This window comes from Streptomyces sp. NPDC029164 (genome assembly GCF_055563995.1).
The window spans coordinates 25,632-46,710 of the sequence record NZ_JBVHWW010000049.1; the positions used below are offsets into that span (position 1 = coordinate 25,632).

General features: G+C 75.0%; 8 protein-coding genes and 1 pseudogene. 5 read left to right on the top strand and 4 right to left on the bottom strand.

The window, feature by feature from the left end; all coding sequences use genetic code 11:
- Positions 1–2 precede the first annotated feature (2 nt).
- From ACZ4VT_RS33895 to ACZ4VT_RS33915, 5 genes are all read left to right on the top strand, one after another.
- Positions 3–1,235: a cytochrome P450 gene (locus tag ACZ4VT_RS33895; RefSeq protein ID WP_467955237.1), complete on the top strand. Its 1,233-nt coding sequence runs from the start codon at positions 3–5 to the stop codon at positions 1,233–1,235.
- 46 nt (positions 1,236–1,281) lie between these two features.
- Positions 1,282–2,484, top strand: a complete 1,203-nt coding sequence (locus tag ACZ4VT_RS33900; protein ID WP_467955238.1) for a cytochrome P450 — start codon at positions 1,282–1,284, stop codon at positions 2,482–2,484.
- A gap of 108 nt (positions 2,485–2,592) precedes the next feature.
- Positions 2,593–3,801, top strand: a complete 1,209-nt coding sequence (locus ACZ4VT_RS33905) for an NAD(P)/FAD-dependent oxidoreductase (protein WP_467955239.1) — start codon at positions 2,593–2,595, stop codon at positions 3,799–3,801.
- Positions 3,798–6,959, top strand: a complete 3,162-nt coding sequence (locus ACZ4VT_RS33910) for a non-ribosomal peptide synthetase (RefSeq protein WP_467955240.1) — start codon at positions 3,798–3,800, stop codon at positions 6,957–6,959. The genes ACZ4VT_RS33905 and ACZ4VT_RS33910 overlap by 4 nt, the downstream gene beginning before the upstream one ends.
- An 83-nt stretch (positions 6,960–7,042) precedes the next feature.
- Positions 7,043–8,302, top strand: coding sequence for a cytochrome P450 (locus ACZ4VT_RS33915; RefSeq protein WP_467955241.1), 1,260 nt, complete (start codon positions 7,043–7,045; stop codon positions 8,300–8,302).
- Positions 8,303–8,378: 76 nt separating this feature from the next.
- On the opposite strand, the gene ACZ4VT_RS33920 is transcribed toward ACZ4VT_RS33915, so the two are convergent.
- From ACZ4VT_RS33920 to ACZ4VT_RS33935, 4 genes and pseudogenes are all read right to left on the bottom strand, one after another.
- Entirely contained in the window at positions 8,379–9,176 is a 798-nt protein-coding gene (locus ACZ4VT_RS33920) for a thioesterase II family protein (protein ID WP_467955242.1), read from the bottom strand.
- A complete protein-coding gene (locus ACZ4VT_RS33925) occupies positions 9,173–11,251 on the bottom strand; it encodes an alpha-hydroxy-acid oxidizing protein (RefSeq protein ID WP_467955244.1) in 2,079 nt (692 codons plus the stop codon). Before ACZ4VT_RS33925 ends, ACZ4VT_RS33920 begins: the two co-directional genes overlap by 4 nt.
- Positions 11,248–18,702, bottom strand: a complete 7,455-nt coding sequence (locus ACZ4VT_RS33930) for a type I polyketide synthase (protein WP_467955243.1) — start codon at positions 18,700–18,702, stop codon at positions 11,248–11,250. Before ACZ4VT_RS33930 ends, ACZ4VT_RS33925 begins: the two co-directional genes overlap by 4 nt.
- Before the next feature lie 53 nt (positions 18,703–18,755).
- A pseudogene (locus ACZ4VT_RS33935) lies at positions 18,756–20,957 on the bottom strand (type I polyketide synthase); the annotation flags it as partial.
- Positions 20,958–21,079: the final 122 nt, after the last annotated feature.

Genomic DNA, 21,079 nt, shown 5'->3' on the forward strand with positions numbered 1-21,079 from the left:
CCATGACCGGGACATCCGCCGGCGCGGACGCGAAGGAAGCGGCGGCCTTCGTCGACCGCATGGGCATCAATCCGGAGTTCTTCTGGCTGCGCGGTCACAAGCCCGAGCACCCGGTCGAGGTCAACGACTACGGCATCGTCAACGTGTACGGGTACAAGGAGGTGCTGGAGGTCGTCGGCAATCCGGGGACGTACTCCAGTGACGTGGCCGAACTGATCGCGGGCGACGTGGAGATCGACCCCGAGTTCAGTGACGGCACCCTGCTGCAGTCCGACCCGCCGGACCACACCAAGCTGCGCAAGATCATCAGCAAGGCGTTCACCCGCGGGATGGTCGCGGCCCTGGAGCCGCGGATGGTCGAGATCACCCACGAACTGCTCGACCAGGTGTCCGACCAGGACAGCATCGAGATGGTCGACGACCTGGCCTACCCGATGCCGATCATCGTCATCTCCGAGCTGCTCGGCGTACCGCAGAGCGACCGCGACCTGTTCAAGACGTGGGTCGACCGGATGGCCCACAGCGCGGTCGCCCTCACCTCCGGCGACCGCGACCTGGACGAGGACGTCGACGCCCAGGCCGCCATGCGCGTGGTCCCGGAGATGTTCCAGTACCTGCGCGAGCACGCCGCCGAGCGCCGGCTCAAGCCGCGCGAGGACCTGCTGACCAAGCTGGTCGAGGCGGAGGTCGACGGGGAGCGGCTGAGCGACAACGCGGTGGTGAACTTCGCCAACGAGCTGCTCGTCGTCGGCCACGCCACCACCAGCGCGCTGCTCGGCAACACCCTCCTGTGCCTGGACGCCTTCCCGGAGCACCTGGCCGCCGTCCGCGGGAACCCGGACCTCACCCCCGGTCTGATCGAGGAGTCGCTGCGCTACCTGAGCCCGATCGCGACGGCCTACAAGGCCTGCGTCGCCGAGGGCGAACTCGCCGGCGTCACGGTGCACCCGGGGCAGCTGGTCGCCATCTCGCTGTCGGCGGCCAACCGGGACGAGCGCCAGTTCACCCGCCCGCACCTGTTCGACCCGTACCGCGACCCCAATCCGCACATCGGCTTCGGCCGGGGCATCCACTTCTGCCTCGGTGCCCCGCTGGCCCGGATGGAGGGCCGGATCGCGACGGACATCCTGCTGGACCGCTTCCCGAAGATGCGGACGGACCCGGACAACCCGCCGGCCTTCCTGCCGCTGCCCCACGTCATCTCGACCTCGGAGCTCCCGCTCCTCGTCCGATGAGGCGCCACTGTGCGGCCCGTGACCGGGCCACCGAAGGAGACCCCCGATGACCGGTACGACCAGCCCCCTCGCCAAGTGGGAGATGCATCCACGGCACTTCTGGCTGCGCGGGATCCAGCCCGAGGCGCCGATCGAGTACGACCCCGAGGTCGGGATGTGGCACGTCTACGGGTACCCGGAGACGCTCGAGATCCTCAGCGACCCCGCCACGTACTCCTCCGAGGTGGCCGCCCGCTACGTCAGCCCGGAACAGGCGGCCGTCGCCTTCGACGGGAACCTGACCCAGGCCGACCCGCCGGAGCACCAGAAACTGCGCAAGCTGGTGGGGCGCACCTTCACCCTGAAGATGGTGGCCGAGCTCGAATCGCGCATCACCGCGCTCACCCACGAGCTGCTCGACGAGGTCAAGGGCGACACCTTCGACCTCGCGGAGGCACTGGCCTACCCGCTGCCGGTGATCGTCATCTGCGACATGCTCGGCATCCCCCGCGAGGACCGGGAGCTCCTCAAGGAATGGGCCGACCAGTCGCTCATGGCGAGCACCCAGCTCACCACGCACCAGGGCGACCAGGCGCAGGAGGAGTCCCTCGACACCCAGGCCGAAGCGGCCATGGCGATGGGCTTCTACATCCTCGACCTCGTCACCCGGCGGCGCGCCGAACCGCAGGAGGACCTGCTGTCCCGGCTCGTCGAGGCGGAGGTCGACGGGGAGCGGCTCACCGACCGGCAGATCGTCAACTTCGCCAATCTGCTGATCTCGGCCGGCCACATCACCACGACGATGCTGCTGGGCAACACCATCCTGTGCCTGGACGCCTTCCCGGACGTCGACGAACGGGTGCGGGCGGACCGGTCGCTGGTGCCGACCCTGCTGGAGGAGTCGCTGCGCTACCTGAGCCCGCTCGCCGCGGGCTACCGGGTCACCACCCGCGACGTGGAGATCGCCGGGGTGAAGGTGCCCGAGGGCGATGTGCTGGAGGTCTGGTTCTCGGCCGCCAACCGGGACGCCCGGGTGTTCGAGAACCCGGACGTCTTCGACCCGGCCCGCACCCCCAACCCGCAGATCGGCTTCGGCCGGGGCATCCACTTCTGCCTCGGCGCCCCGCTCGCGCGGCTGGAGGGGCGGATCGCCATGAACATCCTGTTCGACCGCTTCCCCAAGCTGCGGGTGGACCCGGACGACAAGCCGACCTTCCTCACCTCCCCGGAGTTCACCGGGGTCTGGAAGCTGCCGATCCGGGTGAACTAGCCGGCCGGCGGCCCGGACCGACCGGTCCGGGCCGCCGGCCCCGTACCCGCCCCCCCCGCATCCCCGTAACGCCCGCCACCGGGGCCGGCGCAGGACAAGGAGCATCTTTTGACCCACTACGACGCGATTGTGGTCGGCGCTCGGTGCGCCGGGGCTCCGGCCGCGATGCTGCTCGCGCGCGCCGGCTACCGGGTGCTCATGGTCGAGCGCGGCACCTTCCCCAAGGACACCCTCTCCACGCTCTACATCCACCAGCCCGGTGTCGCCTCCCTCGCCCGGTGGGGCCTGCTGCCCGCGGTCGTGGCCACCGGCGCCCCCGCCCTCGACAACGTTCGCTACACCCACGGCGACATCCGGCTCGACGGCTGCTCCTGGGCGGCCGACGGGCAGCGCGCCGCCTACGCGCCCCGCCGCTACCTCCTCGACCCGATCCTCGCGCAGGGCGCCGTCGACGCGGGCGTCGAATTCCGCGAGAACTGCTCGGTCAGCGACCTCGTCTTCGACGGCGACCGCGTCGTCGGGGTCCGGCTCGGCTCCACCGGCACCGTCGAGCGGGCCACCCTCGTCGTCGGCGCCGACGGCATGCGCTCCACCGTCGCCGCGAAGGCCGGCGCCCCGCTCGTCGTCGAGGACCCGACCTCGACGTGCGCCTACTACTCCTACTGGTCCGGCCTGCGGCCCGGATTCAGGCTGTACGACACCCCCGGGCACTGGGTCGGCACCGTACCCACCAACGACGGGGCGACGCTCGTCGCCGGCTACCTCCCCCAGGACCAGTTCCACAGCGTGCGCGGCGACGCGCTGGGCGCCCTGCTCACGAACGTGGAGAAGACGGCCCCCGAACTGCGCCAGGAAATGGCGGACGGGGCCCGGCTGGAGCGCGTCTACGGTACCGGCGACCAGCGCAACTTCTTCCGGCAGGCCGCCGGCCCCGGCTGGGTGCTCGTCGGCGACGCCGCCCACCACAAGGACTCGATCACCGCTCGCGGGATCACCGACGGCTTCTACCAGGCCCAGCTGCTCGCGGACTGCATCGGCGACGGCCTGCACGACCCCGAGCGGCTGCGGACCGCCCTCGACACCTACGCCGAGCAGCGGATGGAGGCGCTCACGCCCGAATACCGGGCCACGCTCAAGACGGCCCGGCTGGACCCGCCCGCCCACCACCTGGACCTGCTGCGCGCCATCGCCACCAGCGGTGAACTGACGAACCGGTACTTCTCGACGCTGTCCGGTGTCTGCCCGATCGACGAATTCGTCACCCCCGAACTGCTCGACCTGATGGAAGAGATGGACATGAAAGGAACGAAGGGATGACCGACGGGACGACCGGGAACGACCGGCTGCCGCTCACCTTCGGGCAGGAGCTCATCCGGTCCGGACACCGCCGGGAGGGGGCGTACGGTCAGCACCCGGTCATCGCGCTGCGGCTGACCGGCACCCTCGACCGCACCGAACTCACCGGGGCCCTGCGGCTCCTGGCGGCCCGCCACGAGCCCCTGCGCACCACCTTCACCGAGGCCGGCGGCCGGCCCGTGCAGAAGGTCTGGCCGGCCGGGCCGCTGGAGCTGGAATCCGCCGACCTGACGGCGCTGCCCGCACCGGAGCGCACCCGCCGGCTCGACGCCCGCATCGCGGAACTGGCCGCCAGGCCGTACGACCTCGCCTCCGGCCCGCTGCTGCGCTCCCTCCTGGTCCGCCTCGGCGCCGACGAGCACGTGCTGGTGCTGAACGCCCACCGCATCGCCGTGGACACCCGCTCCCGGACGCTCGTCATCGCGGAGCTCACCGAGCTGTACGCGGCGGCCGTCTCCGCCAGGCCCGCCCGGCTGCCCGAACTCCCGGTCCGGTACGCGCAGTACGCGGCCGAACAGCGCGCACGCGTCACCGAGACCGACCTCGCCGCGCAGCTGGAGCACTGGCGCGGCCACCTCGCCGGCCTGCCCGCCCTGCGGCTGCCCACCGACCGGCCCCGCTCCCGGGCCCGCGGCGCGGCCGCCGCCCACCACGGGTTCCGGATACCCGCCGGGACCGTCAAGGGCCTCGCCGCGGCCGCCGAGGCGCACGGCGGCACCCTGTTCGCCGGCCTCTTCGCCGCCTGCCAGGTGCTGTTCTCCCGGCACACCGGCCAGGAGGACCTGGCCCTGGGCACCCTCGCGGACGGCCGCCCCCAGCCGGTGCTCGACGGCCTGGTCGGCGCCTTCGACAACCCCCTCCTGCTGCGCGCCCACGTACGCGCCGAGGCGCCGTTCACCGAGCTGCTGGCGCGGACCTGTGCCACCCTCGCCGAGGCCGCCGCCCACCAGGACGTGCCCTTCGACCAGGTCCGCACCGCCCTCGGCGAGGGCAAGGACGCCGGCGACACCCCCGCCGTCCAGGTGATGGTGGTGCTGCGCGACACCGCCGAGGCGGCCGGGCCCGTACAGGCGCCGGGACTTGACGTACGGGCCTTCCCCGCGCCCGGTGTGCCCGCCGCGTACGACATCACCGTGGAGTTCGCCGAGACCGGCACGGGCGACCTGGCCGGCACGATGGAGTACGACGGCGCCCTCTTCGACGCGGTCACCGTGGAAGTGCTGGCCCGCCACCTGTCGGTGCTGCTCGACGCCGCCGCGGCCGACCCGGACACCGCCGTGGAGGAGCTGCCGCTCGCCGACGAGGAGGAGCTGCGCCTCCTCACCACCGAATGGGCCGTCAACCGCGCCGAGTTCCCCGCTGACAGCTGCGTCCACGAGCTCGTCGCCGAACAGGCGCGCCTGCGCCCCGACGCGATCGCCGTCAGCGCCGGCCTGGAGACGCTGACCTACGCCGAACTGGACGCCCGCGCGAACCGGCTGGCCAACCTGCTCGTCGCCGACGGGGTCCGGCCCGGCACGTTCATCGCCGTCTGCCTGCCCCGCGGACCCGAGCTCGTCACCGCGCTGCTCGGCGTCCTGAAGGCCGGCTGTGCCTACCTGCCGCTGAACCCCGACTATCCCGGGGACCGGCTGAGCTTCATGCTCTCCGACGCCGAAGTGCCGCTGTGCCTCACCGAGTCCTGGCTCACCGGCAAACTGCCGTCCGCCGGCACGCGGATGATCTCCCTGGACGAGCAGGACGAGGCGGTCGCCGCCCAGCCGGCCGCTGCCCCGGACGTCCGGGTCACCGCCGACGACCCCGCGTACATCATGTACACATCGGGCTCCACGGGCACGCCCAAGGGCGCCGTCATCGGCCACCGCTCCGTCGTCCGGCTGTTCCGCAACGCCGACTGGGTGTCGCTGGGCCCGGACGACGTCATGGCCCAGGGCTCGGACGTCACCTTCGACGCGGCCACCCTCGAGATCTGGGGCCCCCTGCTGGCGGGCAGCCGGATGGCCGTCATCGACAAGGACACGCTGCTCGACCCGGCCGAGCTGACCGCCGCACTGCGCCGGGGCGGCGTCACGACGCTGTTCGTCACGACCGCCGTCTTCAACCAGATCGTCGCCGCCGACCCGTACGCCTTCGGGGCGCTGCGCCACGTGCTCTTCGGCGGCGAGGCGGCCAACTCCGTGCGCGTGGCCGAGGTACTGGCGGCCGCGCCGCCGCAGCGGCTCGTGAACCTCTACGGGCCCACCGAGACCGCCGTCCTCGGCACCTGGCACCTCATCCGCGAGGCGGACGGGAACATGCCCGTCCCGATCGGCCGCGCCGTCGCCAACACCACCGCGTACGTGCTCGACGAGCGGCTGCGGCCGGCGCCGATCGGGGTGGCCGGCGAACTGTTCATCGCCGGTCCGGGCGTCGCCCAGGGCTACCTCAACCGGCCCGAGCTGACCGCCGACCGCTTCCTGGACAACCCGCACGGCGAGGCCCCGGACCACCGCATGTACCGCACCGGCGACCTGGTGCGCTGGACCAGCGCGGGAGTCATCGAGTACGTGGGCCGGGCCGACCACCAGGTCAAGGTCCGCGGCTACCGCATCGAGCCCGGCGAGATCGAACTCGTCCTCCAGCAGCACCCCCAGGTCGGGGTGGCGCTGGTCCTGGCCCTGGCCGACGGCGAGCACAAGCGCCTCGTCGGCTACGTGACCCCCGCCGCCGCGGGACACCACCCGCAGCCGGCAGAGCTGCGGGAGTTCGTCTCCGCCCGGCTGCCCGTCCACATGGTGCCGTCCGCCGTCGTGTGCCTGGAACAGTTCCCGCTCACCCCGAGCGGCAAGGTCGACCGCAAGGCCCTGCCCGCCCCGGAGCACGCCGCCGCCCCCGCGGGCGCCCAGGAGCCCCGTACGGGCACCGAGCGGCTGCTCGCCCAGATCTGGTCCGACGTGCTCGGCATCCCGGCCGTCGGAGTCACCGACAACTTCTACGAGCTGGGCGGGGACTCCATCCTCGGCATCAGGGTCGTCGCCCGGGCGAAGAAGGCCGGGCTGGTGATCTCCGCCAAGGACGTGTTCCGCAAGCAGACCATCGCCGAACTCGCCACCACCGCGGTGGTGGCGGAAGCCGCCTGAGGCCCCCGCCCCCGCCCCCCTCCACAGCCGACCCTTACCGTGCCGCGGACCTCCGGGTCCGCGGCCCCGGAGGAGACACGCCCATGACTGCCCCCACCCTGCCGGCGGCCGAGCTCGCGGACCCGGCGGACCTGGCCGATCCGGCCGCCTACGACCTCACCGACCCGCAGACCTTCGAGGACAACGACCCGCACCAGCTGTGGCGGCCCTTCCGCGCGCACAACCCGGTGTTCTGGCACCCGGCACGGGACGGCAAGCCCGGATTCTGGGTCCTCACCAAGTACGACGACATCATGACCGCCTACCGCGACAACAAGCGGTACACCTCCGAGCAGGGCAACGTGCTCAGCACCCTGCTGCTCGGCGAGGACTCCGCCGCGGGCAAGATGCTCGCCGTCACCGACGGCCCGCGCCACCGCGAGATCCGCAACCTGATGATGAAGTCCTTCTCGCCGCGCGTCCTGGCCCCGGTCGTGCAGAACGTCCAGCAACTCACCGACCAGCTGATCTCCGAGGCCGTCGAGGCCGGCGAGGTGGACTTCGTCACCGCGGTCGCCGACCGGATCCCCATCCACAGCATCGGCGACCTCATGGGCATCCCCGCCGAGGACCGCGAGCAGCTCGTGGACTGGAACGCCCAGACCCTCTCCCGGTACAGCGCCGACGACGGCGAGGAGGTCTCGCTGATGGCGCGCAACGAGATCGTGCTCTACATCTCCGGACTGATGGCCGAGCGCCGCCGCAATCCCGGCGAGGACGTCCTCAGCACGCTGGCCACCGCCACGATCGACGGCGAGCCGCTCAGCGAGGAGGAGATCATCTACAACGCGTACAGCCTGATCCTGGGCGGCGACGAGTCCAGCCGGGCCACCGCCTCCGGCATCGTCCACGCCTTCAGCCAGTACGAGGACCAGTGGCGCCGGCTGAAGAACGCGGAGGTCACCCTGGAGAGCGCCACCGAGGAGGTCATGCGCTGGACCACCCCGACCATGCACTTCGGCCGGCACGCCCTGGTGGACATCCCGATCCGCGACCACGTCGTCAAGGCCGGTGAGATCGTCACCCTGTGGAACAGCTCGGCCAACTTCGACGAGGACGCCTTCGCCGACCCCTACACCTTCGACCTGGGGCGCACCCCCAACAAGCACGTCAGCTTCGGCCACGGACCGCACTTCTGCCTCGGCGCCTACCTGGGCCGCGTCCACATGATCTCCATGCTGGAGTCGCTGCGCACGCGGGTGGCCGACATCGAGCTGCTCGCCCCACCCACCCGGCTCTTCTCCAACTTCGCCAACGGACACGCCACCCTGAAGGTCCGCCTCACCGGCGAACGCGCCGCCTAGCCCCCCGTACACACGGCGAAGGCCCTCCCGATCGGTTGACCGGGAGGGCCTTCGCCGTGGTGAGCGGGCCGCCGGGTCAGCGGCCGCTGCCCACCAGCGAGGCGGCGGCGAAGACGCGGAGGTCGTCCGCGATCGCCCGCACCACCTCGTGCTCGGAGGACTGCAGGTAGAAGTGGCCGCCCTCGAAGAACCGCGCCGTGAAGGCGGCCGCCGTGTGCTCGCTCCACCGCAGCAGTCCCTCGCGCGGCACGTTGAAGTCCTGCGCCCCGGAGTACGCGTGCAGGGGGCAGGCGAGCCGGGTGCCCACGGCGCCCCGGTAGCTCTCCGCGGCCTTGAAATCGGCCCGCAGGGAGGGCAGTACCGTCGCCATCAGGTCCTTGTCGGCCAGCAGCTCCGGCGGGGTGCCGGCCAGGTCGAAGATGGACGAGGCGAGGTCCTCGTCCGCCATGAGGGACAGGCCCCGGCTCAGGTGGATGGCGGCCGCCGGCCGGCCCGAGACGATCACGCCGATCGGCGCGCGGTCCGGGTGCAGGCGCTCCAGCCGCAGGGCCACCTCGTACGCGACGATCGAGCCCAGGCTGTGGCCGAACAGGGCGAGCGGCCGGTGCGCACGGGGGAGCAGGGCCTCGACCACCTCGTCGGCCATCTCCCCGATGTCCTCCAGGCAGCGCTCGCCCAGCCGGTCCTGGCGGCCCGGGTACTGCACGTTGAGCACCTCGGCGCTGTCGGACAGGGCCGCCGACAGGCCGTGGTAGCCCGTCGCCGAGCCGCCCGCGTGCGGGAAGACGACCAGCGTCGGCGCGCCGGCCGGCGCCCGGTGGTAACTGCGCAGCCAGCCCGTGGGGTCCGAGCCGGAGCCGTGGGGTCGCTTCATCGCCGATCTCCGTTCTCCGCGGGCCCGTGGGCCCCGGGGGTGTCCGAGGTGGTGCTCGCGAGCAGGTGCGGCCCGACGTCCGCGAGGCCGGCGCAGCCGGTGAGGGCCAGGGCCAGGCCGAGGTCCGTCAGCAGACAGCGCAGCACGTGCTCGACGCCGCCCCGGCCGCCGAGCCCGAGCCCGTACACGTACGGCCTGCCGTAGAGGACGGCGTCCGCGCCCAGGGCCAGGGCCTTGACCACGTCACTGCCGGTCCGGATCCCGGAGTCCATCAGCACCGGTACGTCCGGGCCGACGGCCGCGCGCACCCCGGGCAGCGCGTCCAGGGCGGACACGCTGCCGTCGAGCTGGCGGCCGCCGTGCGTGGAGACGACCACGCCGTCCGCGCCGTGCTCCAGCGCCAGCCGGGCGTCATCCGGATGCAGGACGCCCTTGACGAGCAGCGGCAGCCGGGTCAGCCCGCGCAGCCAGGCCAGGTCCGCCCAGGTGAGGGTCGGGTCGGTGGAGATCTGCGCCCAGCGCAGCACGGCCGCGGTGGCGTCCGCCCCGGCCGGCAGCCCGGCCAGGAACGCGGGGTCGCCCGTGAAGTTCGCGATGCCCGTCCCGCGCAGGAACGGCGAGTAGCCGATGTCGAGTTCGGCCGGGCGGAAGCCCAGGTGGGTGGCGTCGACCGTGACCACGATGGCCGTGTAGCCGGCGGCCTCGGCGCGTCGCACCAGCGACTCGCCCACCGCCCGGTCCGAGGGCAGGTACAGCTGGAACCAGCGCGGGTGGTCACCCGCCAGCTCGGCCACCTCCTCCAGCGTGCGGGAGGCGAAGGTCGACAGCACCAGCGGCACCCCGGCCGCCGCGGCGGCCCGCGCCGTGGCCGACTCGCCCTCGGGGTGCGCCACTTGCTGCGCGGCCAGCGGTGCCAGCAGGACCGGTACGGGCAGCCGCTGCCCGAACAGGGTAACCGAGGTGTCGGTCCGGCGGATGCCGCACAGCATCCGCGGCACCAGCCGGTGGCGGTCGAAGGCCGCGCGGTTGGCCCGGCCGGTCGCCCCGGAGCCGGCGGTGCCCGCCACGTACGCGAAGCCCTCGGGGGACATCACCGCGCGGGCCGCGGCCTCCAGCGCGGCCGGGTCGGTCGGCAGCGCCGGGGTGCGGCCTTCGAGGCCGCCCAGCAGGATCTCCCGTACGAGGTCGGCGAGGGGCTCCTCGGCCGGAGCGGCGGGCGCGTCCGGCTCCGCGGCCCGGGGCGCCGCGGCTAGCCGGGCCAGGTCCTCGCGGACGCAGTGGGAGAGCAGCGGCCCGGTCTCCCCGGGCCGTTCGACGAGCGAGAAGTGCCCGCCGGACAGCGTCACGAGGGTGTGCCCGTTCCTGCCGTGCCGGGCCCAGCCGGCCATCTGCTCCAGGGAGTTCTTCGGGTCGGACGCCGCCAGGAGCACGGTGAGCGGGGCCGTCACGGCGGCCCCGCCGGCGCAGCGGTAGCGCAGCAGGGCCCGGTGGTCGGCGCGCAGCAGGCGCAGCACCTCGCCGACGATCTCCGGGTCCCGCAGCAGCGGTTCGGGGATCCCGCCGAGCCGCCGCAGCCCGGCGACCAGCTCCTCGTCGCCGACGCCGGTCAGGTCGGGCTCCTCCCAGTCCTGCGCCGGGGGCCGGGCCGCCGAGACGAACAGCCGGGCGACGGTGCCGCGTTCCTCCAGGAGCCGGGCCGTCTCGAAGGCCACGAGGGCCCCCATGCTGTGACCGAGGAGGAACACCGGCAGATCGGAGCGGGAGGCGAGGGCCTCGGCCACGCCCGCGGCGAGCTCGCCGATGTCCTCGGCGCAGGGTTCGCCGCGCCGGTCCTGGCGGCCGGGGTACTGGACGGCGAGCAGCTCGATGTCCTCGGGCAGCGCGGCCGACAGCGCCACGAAGGCGTTCGCGGCCCCGCCCGCGTGCGGGAAGCACACGAGGCGGGCGGTCGCGGCCGGCCGGGCGTGGTAGGTACGGATCCACCGGGAGGGGTCGACGGGCCCGCTCGCGGGCCGGGTCGGCCGGGTGGCCCGGCCGGCCGGCGGAGCCGGCGCGGCCGTCGGGGTGTTGGTCATGCCCACGCGGAGTGATCCTCCTTCATAGAACCCAGTTCGGTCAGCAGCTCGCGCAGCCGCTCGCTGACCACGGCGCTCTGCGCCTCGCTCAGCGGCCGGTCGGCGACCGCGGCCTCCAGCCGGGCGAGGTCGGCGAGCAGCGCCACGGTGACGCCGGCGCCGTTGCCGGCCGTGTCCGCCGTGTCCGCCGCGGCAGCCGCGCCCACGGCCGGCTCGGCCGCCGGCGCGACGGTGGCTTCCACGGCCGGTTCGGCGGCCGCCTCCGGGAGCTGTTCCCGCAGGTGGACCACCAGTTCGGCCGGCGTCGGCCAGTCGTAGATGAACGTCGCGGGCAGCTTGATGCCCGTGGCGACGGCGAGCCGGTTGCGCAGCTCCACCGCCGTGAGCGAGTCGAAGCCCAGCCGCTCGAAGGCCCCGTCCCGGTCCACCGCCGCACCGGAGGCGTGCCCCAGGACGGCCGCGACCTCCTGGAGCACGGAGTCCAGCAGCCGGTCGCCGGTCAGCGAGGACTCGGCGACCGCCGCCCCCGCCGCGGCCCCGGGCGCGGACCGCGCCCCCGCGCCGCTCGCCGGGGCGGGCACCAGGCTCCGCAGCAGGGCCGGCACCGCCGCGCCCTCCGCGATCCGGGCCCGCAGCCCGTCGAGGTTCCAGCGCGCCGCGACCGCCACCGGACGGTCGCGGCGCACCGCGGCGTCCAGCAGCTCCAGCCCGAGCTCCGAGGTGAGCGGAGCCACGCCCACCCGCGCCATGCGGGCGACGTCCGCGTCGGTGAGACCGGCGCCCATGCCGCCGGCCCCCTCCCACAGACCCCACACGACGGAGACGCCGGGGCGGCCGACCGAACGCCGGTACTCCATCAGTCCGTCGAGGAACGCGTTGCCCGCCGCGTAGCCGGCCTGCCCCGGAGAGCTGAGCGTTCCCGCGAGGGAGGAGAAGACGACGAACGCGTCGAGGCCGAGCGGCTCGGTGAGCTCGTGCAGGTGGAGCGCCGCGTCCACCTTCGGACGCAGGGTCCGCTCCAGGCTCTCGGCGGTCATCGAGGTGAGCAGGCCGTCGTCCAGCACCCCCGCCGCGTGCACGACCCCGCCGATGCGGACGCCGTCACCGGCCAGCCCGCCGAGGGCCGCGGCCAGCGCGGCCCGGTCGGCCGCGTCACAGGGCACCGTACGGACGTCCGCGCCCAGGGCGCGCAGCTCGGCGATGTCCCGGGCCGCGTCCTCGCCGGGCAGCCCGCGGCCCATCAGGACCAACTGCCGTATCCCGTGCTCCGCCACCAGGTGGCGGGCCGCGAGCCGGCCCAGCCAGCCCAGACCGCCGGTGATCAGGACGGCCCGGGCGGTGTCCCAGCGCTCGTTCCCGTCGGCCAGGTCCAGCACCACCTTGCCGATGTGCCGGGCCTCGCTCAGGTAGCGGAACGCGTCCGGTGCCCGGCGCAGGTCCCAGGCCGCCACCGGCGGTGCCTGGAGCGCGCCCCGCTCGAACAGCCCGAGGAGGTCGGTGAAGATCTCCTGGATCCGGTCCGGACCGGGGTCGCGGACGTCGTACGTCCGGTACGTCACCCCGGGGTGCGCGCCGGCCACCTCGGCGGCGTCGCGCCGGTCGGTCTTGCCCATCTCCAGGAACCGTCCGCCGCGCGGCAGCAGCCGCAGCGAGGCGTCCGCGAACTCCCCGGCGAGGGAGTTGAGCACCACGTCGACGCCGTCGCCCCCGGTGGCACCGAGGAAGGCCCGCTCGAAGTCCAGGGTGCGGGAGGAGGCGATGCGCCCGTCCGGGACCCCCGCGGCTCGCAGCGCGTCCCACTTGGCGGGGCTCGCCGTGGAGTACACCTCGGCGCCGAGGTGGCGGGCGATCTGGATCGCCGCCGTGCCGACGCCGCCGGCGCCCGCGTGCACGAGCACCGATTCGCCCGCGCGCAGTCCGGCCAGGTCCACCAGGCCGTAGTAGGCCGTCAGGTAGGTGACGGGAACCGCAGCGGCCTGCCGGAAGGACCAGCCCTCCGGGATCCGGCACACGAACCGGCGGTCGGTGACCGAGGTCGGGCCGATGCCGTAGAAGAGGCCCATCACCCGGTCGCCGGGCCGCAGGTCGGTGACTCCGGGCCCCACTTCGAGGACGGTGCCCGCACCCTCGCCGCCCTGCCCCGAACCGCCCGCGTGCCCGTCCACGGACGGCGGGATCACCCCGAGGGAGAGCAGGACGTCGCGGAAGTTCAGGCCGGCGACCCGCATCCGGATCCGAACCTGCCCCTCCTCCAGCGGGGCGGCCGCCTCCGGCCAGGGCTTGAGGGCGAGGTTCGCGAAGGTCCCCTTGGCCACGTAGTCGAGGTGCCAGTGCGGGGTGTCGGCGGGCGGCCGGAGGGCCGTGTCCGCGTCCTGCTCGGCGAGCGAGGGACGGTAGGCGGTGCCGCCGCGCAGGGCGAGCTGCGGCTCACCCGTGGCGAGCGCGGCCGCCACGGCCCGCCGGGAGGCGGGCGTGCCGTCCTCGTCGAGGACCGTGAACCGGTCGGGGTGCTCGGCCTGCGCGGAGCGCAGCAGACCCCACACCGCACGGTGGGCCGGGTCCCCGGGGTGCTGTTCGCCGCCCAGGGTGACGGCGCCCCGGGTGAGGACCGCCAGGCGTGTGCCGGCCAGCCGCTCGTCCTGCGCCAGGAGCCGTACCGCGTCGAGGACCCGGTGCAGGGCCGTGCGTACGGCCGCCCCGGTTCCGGAGTCCGGGGCGCCGCCGCCCGCGGAGGGCGGGCAGGGCAGGACGAGCAGCGCGGGGGCCCCGGCGCCGGCGGAGAGCGCGTCGGTCAGGGCCGGCAGGCCGGACAGGGCCGCGCCGAGGACCGGTTCGGAGCCGTCGCCGGAGCCGTCGGCGCCGTACGCACCGAGGAGCGTCCAGCGGTGTGTCGCGGGGGCGGGCGGCAGTTCGGCCAGCTCCTCCCACGTCGGCAGCAGCAGGCCGTCACGCGGTGCGGCCGGGGCGTTCGCCGCCCCCGCCGGGAGCGGAAGCAGGGCCAGCGAGCCGATCGAGGCGACCGCCCGGCCCGAGCCGTCCGCGACGTCGATGCTCACCGCGTTCGTACCGGACGGGGCGAGCCGGACCCGCAGGACCGCGCCCGCGGGGCCGTACGTGCGGACGCCGGACCAGGCGTACGGCAGGAAGGTCCGCTCGTCGGCGCCGGCGCCCTCGCCCTCGTCGATCAGGCCGCCGAGCGCGATCGGGTGCAGGGCCGCGTCGAGCAGCGCCGGGTGCAGCCCGAAGGCGTCGGCGCCGGGCCGTTCACCGGGGAGCGCCACCTCGGCGAAGACCTCCCGCCCGCGCCGCCACACGGCGCGCACGCCGCGGAAGACGGGCCCGTAGGCCAGGCCCTTGGCGCCGAGCGCGGCGTAGAGCTCGGCCACGGGTACGGAGACCTGCTCGGCGCCCCGTGGCGGCCATTGCGCGGCCAGGCCGGCGACCCGCTCCGGCGCCGGGCCGGAGCCGTCGGGGAGGACCGAGCCCTGGGCGTTGCGGGACCAGCCCTGCCCGTCGGCGTCGTCCTCGGGACGGGAGTGGACGGAGACGGCCCGGCTGCCGGAGCCGTCCGCGGCGGCCAGGGACACCCGCAGCCGGACCTCCCCGTCCTCCGGCACCACCAGCGGCGCCTCCAGGACGAGTTCCTCGACCAGGCCACAGCCTGCCTCGCGGGCGGCGCACGTCACCAGGTCCAGCAGCGCGGTGCCCGGCAGCAGCACCCGGCCGCCGACACGGTGGTCGGCCAGCCACGGGTGGCGGGCCAGGGAGAGCCGGCCGGTCAGCAGCAGACCGCCGCTGTCGGGCAGTTCGGCGGCGGCCGTCAGCAGCGGGTGGCCGACGGCGGAGAGTCCGGCGGAGCTCACGTCCCCGGTCCCGGCCGGCTGGTCGATCCAGTACGGCCGGTGCTGGAAGGCGTACGTGGGCAGCTCCACCCGGCGCGCCCCGCGGCCCGCGAACACGGCGGCCCAGTCGACGTCACCGCCGCAGGCGTGCATCCGCGCGACCGCCGTGAGCAGCGCGGTCACCTCCGGCAGGCGCCGCCGCAGCGAGGGGATCAGCGTGCGGGCGGCGGAGCGGCCCCGGTCCGCCTCCTCCAGGCAGTCGGCGGCCATCGAGGTGAGGTCGGTGCCCGGCCCCACCTCCACGAAGCGGGTGCAGCCCAGCTCCGCGAGGGCGCCCACGCCGTCCTGGAAGCGGACGGCGCGGCGCGCGTGCCGCACCCAGTACTCGGGGTCGGCGAGCTCCTCCCCGCCCACGGGCCGGCCCGTCAGGTCCGAGACGAAGGAGAGCTGCGGCTCGTGGAAGTCCAGGCGGGCGGCCACGGCCCGCAGTTCGGCCAACGCCGGGTCCATCAGCGGCGAGTGGAAGGCGTGGCTGACGCGCAGCCAGGTGGCCTTCCCGCCGGCCGCCTCGAAGTCCGCGACCACGGCGGCCAGGGCCTCCCGGTCACCCGAGAGCACCGTGGCGGCCGGGCCGTTGACGGCCGCGAGGGAGACGGCCTCCTCGTGCCCCGCGAGCAGGGCCGTCGCCTGCTCCTCGGAGGCGCGCAGGGCCACCATCGCCCCGCCCGACGGCAGTTGCTGCATGATCCGGCCGCGTACGGCCGCCAGCTCGGCGGCGTCCGCCAGCGAGAGGGCGCCCGAGGTGTGGACGGCCGCGAGGGCGCCCACGGAGTGCCCGAGGACGGCGTCGGGCCGGATGCCCCACGACTCCAGGAGCCGGAACAGGGCCACCTCGAAGGCGAAGAGCGCCGGCTGCGTGTACCGCGTCCGGTTCAGCAGCCCGCCCTCGGGACTGTCCTCGGCCGCGAGGACCACGTCCCGCAGGGGCCGGTCCAGGTGCGGATCCAGGGCGGCGCACACCTCGTCGAAGGCCGCCGCGAACACCGGGAAGGTCTCGTACAGTTCCTGGCCCATCCGGGCGCGCTGGGAGCCCTGACCGGCGAAGAGGAAGGCGGTGCGGCCCTCGGCGGCCGTCGCACGGACCACGTCCGGCCCCGGCACCCCGTCGGCCAGCGCGCGCAGCCCGTCGAGCAGTTCGTCGCGGTCCTCGGAGAGCAGCACCGCCCGGTGCGGGAGGTGACCGCGGGTGGTGGCCAGGGAGAAGCCCACGTCCGCCAGCGCGTCACCGTCCGCCTCGGTCAGGTGCCGGTACAGCCGGTCGGCCTGCGCGCGCAGCGCGGGCTCACCGGCCGCCGACAGCACCACCGGTACGGCCGGCAGCGCGGCCGGCTTCCCGGCGGCGGCGGCCGGCTCCGGCTCGGGCGCGGGCGCCTGCTCCAGGATCACGTGCGCGTTGGTGCCGCTGATGCCGAAGGAGGACACCGCGGCCCGGCGCGGCCGGTCGCCCTGCCCGGGCCACGGGATCGTCTCGGTCAGCAGGGAGACCGCGCCGCTCGACCAGTCCACGTGCGGGGTGGCCTCGTCCACGTGCAGGGTGCGCGGCAGCACCCCCTCGCGCAGCGCCATCGCCATCTTGATGACGCCGCCGACCCCGGCCGCGGCCTGGGTGTGCCCGATGTTCGACTTCAGGGAGCCCAGGTGGAGCGGCCGGTCCGCCGGCCGCCCGCTGCCGTAGGTGGCCAGCAGCGCCTGCGCCTCGATCGGGTCGCCCAGCGAGGTGCCCGTCCCGTGCGCCTCCACCGCGTCGACGTCGGCGGCGGTGAGCCCGGCGGCGGCCAGGGCCTGGCGGATCAGCTGTTCCTGCGCGGGGCCGCTGGGGGCGGTCAGCCCGTTGCTCGCGCCGTCCTGGTTGACGGCCGAACCACGGACCACCGCCAGGACGCGGTGCCCGTTGCGGCGGGCGTCGGAGAGCCGCTCGACCAGCAGCAGACCGGCGCCCTCGGCCCAGCCGGTGCCGTCCGCGGCGGCCGAGAAGGCCTTGCAGCGGCCGTCGGCGGCCAGCCCGCGCTGCCGGCTGAACTCCACGAACGGCATCGGCGTCGCCATCACCGTGGCACCGCCGACCAGCGCCATCGTGGACTCGCCGCGCCGCAGCGAGGCACAGGCCAGGTGGAGCGCCACGAGGGAGGAGGAGCAGGCCGTGTCGACGGTGAGGGCGGGGCCCTCCAGCCCGAAGGTGTAGGACAGCCGTCCGGAGGCAACGCTGCCGGCGCCGCCGACGCTCAGGAAGCCCTCGTACTCCTCCGGGGCGGGGGAGAACCGGTTCATGTAGTCGGCGTACATGGTGCCGACGAACACGCCCGTGCGGCTGCCCCGCAGCGCGGCCGGGTCGATGCCCGCGTGCTCGAAGGCCTCCCACGCCGTCTCCAGCAGCAGGCGCTGCTGCGGGTCGATGCTGTGCGCCTCGCGCGGCGAGACCCCGAAGAACCCGGCGTCGAACTGCGCGGCCTCGTAGAGGAATCCGCCCTCCCGGGCGTACGAGGTGTGCGGCCGGTCCGGGTCGGGGTCGTACAGGCCCGCCAGGTCCCAGCCGCGGTCGGCGGGGAACGGCCCGACGGCGTCCACCTCGTCGGTGGCCAGTCGCCACAGGTCCTGAGGGGAACGGACGCCACCCGGGTAGCGGCAGGCCATGCCCACGATCGCGATCGGCTCGTGCTCGCGTTCCACGAGGTGGGCGTGGTCGGCCTTGAGCCGCTCGTTCTCCTTCAGCGCGGCCCGCAACGCCTCGACGACCTGCTGTTGGGTTGTGGAAGCCATCCTGTTCTCTCCGTACTTCCCTGTTGGGGGCCCCGTGGGGGGCTGGGTGTGGGTCTGGTGTCTGGGTCGGGGTCCGGACCGGGTCCGGGTCCGGGGGCCAGGGCCCTGGGCGGGGGTCAGCCCTCGCCCAGGGCCAGGCGGACCAGGTCGTCGGCGCTCATCGTGTCGAGCGCGCTCCCGCCGTCCGGCAGGCCGGTGCCGGCGGCGCCGTTCACGGCTTCCTCGGGGGTGTCCTGCGCCGGGACGTCGGGTACGAGCGCGGCCCGCAGCCGGTCCGCGAGGGCACCCGGGGTCGGGTGGTCGAAGATGAGCGTGGGCGGCAGCTTGACGCCGGTGGCGGCCGTCAGGCGGTTGCGCAGCTCTACCGCGGTCAGGGAGTCGAAGCCCAGGTCCTGGAACCGGCCGTCGGCCGGCACCCGGTCCCGGCTCGCATGGCCCAGTACGGCCGCCACCTCGACCCGTACCGCCTCGAGCAGGAGGTGACGGTGCTCGCGCCGGGGCGCCCGGGCCAGCCGCTCGCGCAGGCCGGCCGCCGTGTCCGGGGCCGCCGGAGCAGTGCCCGCGCCGCCGCGGCGGGCCGGAGCCAGCCCCCGTAGCAGGACCGCGACCGCCTCCGGATCCGCCGTCCGCAGGTCGAGGTGGGCGGCCGTCAGGACCGCGGCGCCGGATTCCACGCCCGCGTCGAACAGGGCCAGGCCCTCCTCGGCGGACAGCGCCCCGATCCCGGAGCGGGCCAGGCGCTTCAGGTCCGCCGCGCCGAGATCGCCGGTCAGCGTGCTCTCCTGCGCCCACAGGCCCCAGACCAGGGACAGGGCCGGCAGCCCGGCGGCGCGGCGCCGCTGGGCCAGGGCGTCCAGGAAGGCGTTGGCCGCCGCGTAGTTGCCCTGTCCCGCGGAGCCCAGGGTGCCCGCGAGCGAGGAGAAGAGGACGAACGCCGACAGCTCCAGGTCCCGGGTCAGCTCGTGCAGGTGGAGGGCGGCGTCGGCCTTGGGCCGCAGCACCCCTTCCATCCGCTCCGGGGTGAGTCCCGCGAGGACGGAGTCGTCGGTGACGCCCGCGGCGTGGACCACCGCGGTCAGCGGCCGGCCGGCCGGTACGGAGGCCAGCAGCGCGGCCACGGCGGCGCGGTCGCCGGTGTCGCAGGCGGCCACGGCCACCTCGGCGCCCAGCGCGGCCAGTTCGGCCGTGAACTCCGCCGCGCCCGGGGTCGCCGCACCGCGGCGGCCGGTCAGCAGCAGCCGCCGCACCCCGTGGTGCTCCACCAGGTGCCGGACCAGCAGCCGGCCCAGCGTGCCCAGACCACCGGTGACCAGGACGTGGCTGTCCGCTCCGAAGACCGCCGGGGCGTCCTCACCGGTGACGGCGGGCCGGTGACCGCGCAGGGCGGGCGCCGAGATCCGCCCGGCCCGCACCGCGAGCTGAGGCTCCGGGGAGGCCAGGGCCGGCACGAGAGCGGGTACGGACTCGGGCCGCCCGTCGGTGTCGACGAGCGCGTACCGGCCGGGCTGCTCCGACTGGGCGGAGCGGATCAGGCCCCAGACCGCCGCCAGGGCGGGATCCGGGTACTCGGTGTCCGCCACCGCGACCGCGCCCTCGGTGAGGAAGGCGAGCCGGGAGTCCGCGAACCGCTCGTCGGCCAGCCAGCGCTGGGCCGGCGCCAGGGCCGTGAGCACCGCCCGGCCCGACCCGGCCGGGACGGCGGGCACCGGGGCCACGACCACGGACGGCACCGGGGCGCCCCCGTCGACGGCCTCCTGCAGCCCGTCCAGGCCGGGGTAGGCCCGGACGGCCACGCCGGCGGCGCGTACGGCATCCACGACGGCGGAGTCCGCTTCGCCCAGGACGGCCCACGGGCCGGCCGGAACGGGAGCGGCCGCGCGCAGCGGGGACCAGTGCAGGCCGAACAGCGCGGCCCCGTGCACCGGTCCGGCGGCGGCCGCCGGGTCCGCCCGCAGCTCGCGCACGGCGAGCGCGTCGGCGGTGAACACCGGGGTACCGGACAGGTCGGCGATCAGCAGCGAGTAGCTGTCGCCCGCCACCCGCCGCATCCGGACCAGCAGTTCGGTGGCGCCGGGCGTCCGCAGGGTCAGACCGCTCCACGCGAAGGGCACCAGCAGCCGGTCCCCGGCGCCGGCCCCGACGAGGGCGGTGTGCAGGGCCGCGTCCAGGGCGGCCGGGTGCAGCCCGAAACCGTCCCCCTGCGGTCCGGTGGCGCTGTCGGGGAGCACCACCTCCGCGTAGAGGTCGCTCCCGCGGCTCCACACGGTCCGCAGGCCCTGGAAGGCGGGGCCGTACGTGTATCCGCGCTCGGCCAGGCGGGCGTAGAGGTCGCCGACGGGTATCTCGGTGGCGCCCTCGGGCGGCCAGACGGCCAGGTCGGCCGCATCCTCGGCCGCGCCGCCCGGCGCCGCGGAAGCCCCGTCGGCCAGCATCCCGGAGGCGTGCCGGACCCATGCCGCGTCCGGCGTCCCCTCGGGCCGCGAGTGGAGCGCGAGGGTGCGCGTCCCGTCGGCCCCGGGGGCGCCCACCATCAGCTGGACGGTGACGCGCTCGTCCAGCGGCAGCGGCTGTTCGAGGGTGAGCTCGGCGACCTGCGCCGCGCCCGCCCGCCGGGCCGCGTACAGGGCGAGCTCCGCGACGGCCGCGCCCGGCAGCAGCGGCCGGCCCAGGATGGCGTGCTCCGCCAGCCACGGGTCGGCGTCCGCGTCGAGGGTGCCGGTGAACAACCATCCCCGGCCCGCCGCGAGTTCGACCGTCTGGTCCAGCAGGGGGTGCCCGCCGGCCGGCCTCGGCGCCGCAGGGGCGGCGGGAGCGCTCAGCCAGTAGCTGTCGCGCTGGTAGGGGTACGTGGGCAGGGCGACGGCCCGGCCGCCGGGCAGGAACCCGCCCCACTCGATGTCCGCGCCGCGGACGTAGGCCTGGGCCAGCGCGGCCGCGAGGGTCCCGCCCTCGGGACGGCCCTTGCGCAGCAGTGGGGCCGCGGTGACCGGCTGCCGGGTCTCCGCTTCCCCGGAGGCCAGGATCGTACGGGTCAGGGCGGTGAGCACGCCGTCCGGGCCGAGCTCCAGGTACGTGGTGACGTTCTGGTTGTGGAGGTACTGGATGCCGTCGTTGAAGCGGACGGTGTGGCGGAGGTGTTGGACCCAGTAGTCGGGGTTGGTGAGTTGTT

What these genes read in the sequence shown, in the direction of transcription:
- ACZ4VT_RS33915 (WP_467955241.1), top strand. Translation starts at nt 7,043, where the DNA reads ATGACTGCCCCCACCCTGCCGGCGGCCGAGCTCGCGGACCCGGCGGAC.
- ACZ4VT_RS33900 (WP_467955238.1), top strand. Translation starts at nt 1,282, where the DNA reads ATGACCGGTACGACCAGCCCCCTCGCCAAGTGGGAGATGCATCCACGG.
- ACZ4VT_RS33910 (WP_467955240.1), top strand. Translation starts at nt 3,798, where the DNA reads ATGACCGACGGGACGACCGGGAACGACCGGCTGCCGCTCACCTTCGGG.
- ACZ4VT_RS33925 (WP_467955244.1), bottom strand. Translation starts at nt 11,251, where the DNA reads ATGACCAACACCCCGACGGCCGCGCCGGCTCCGCCGGCCGGCCGGGCC.
- ACZ4VT_RS33920 (WP_467955242.1), bottom strand. Translation starts at nt 9,176, where the DNA reads ATGAAGCGACCCCACGGCTCCGGCTCGGACCCCACGGGCTGGCTGCGC.
- ACZ4VT_RS33895 (WP_467955237.1), top strand. Translation starts at nt 3, where the DNA reads ATGACCGGGACATCCGCCGGCGCGGACGCGAAGGAAGCGGCGGCCTTC.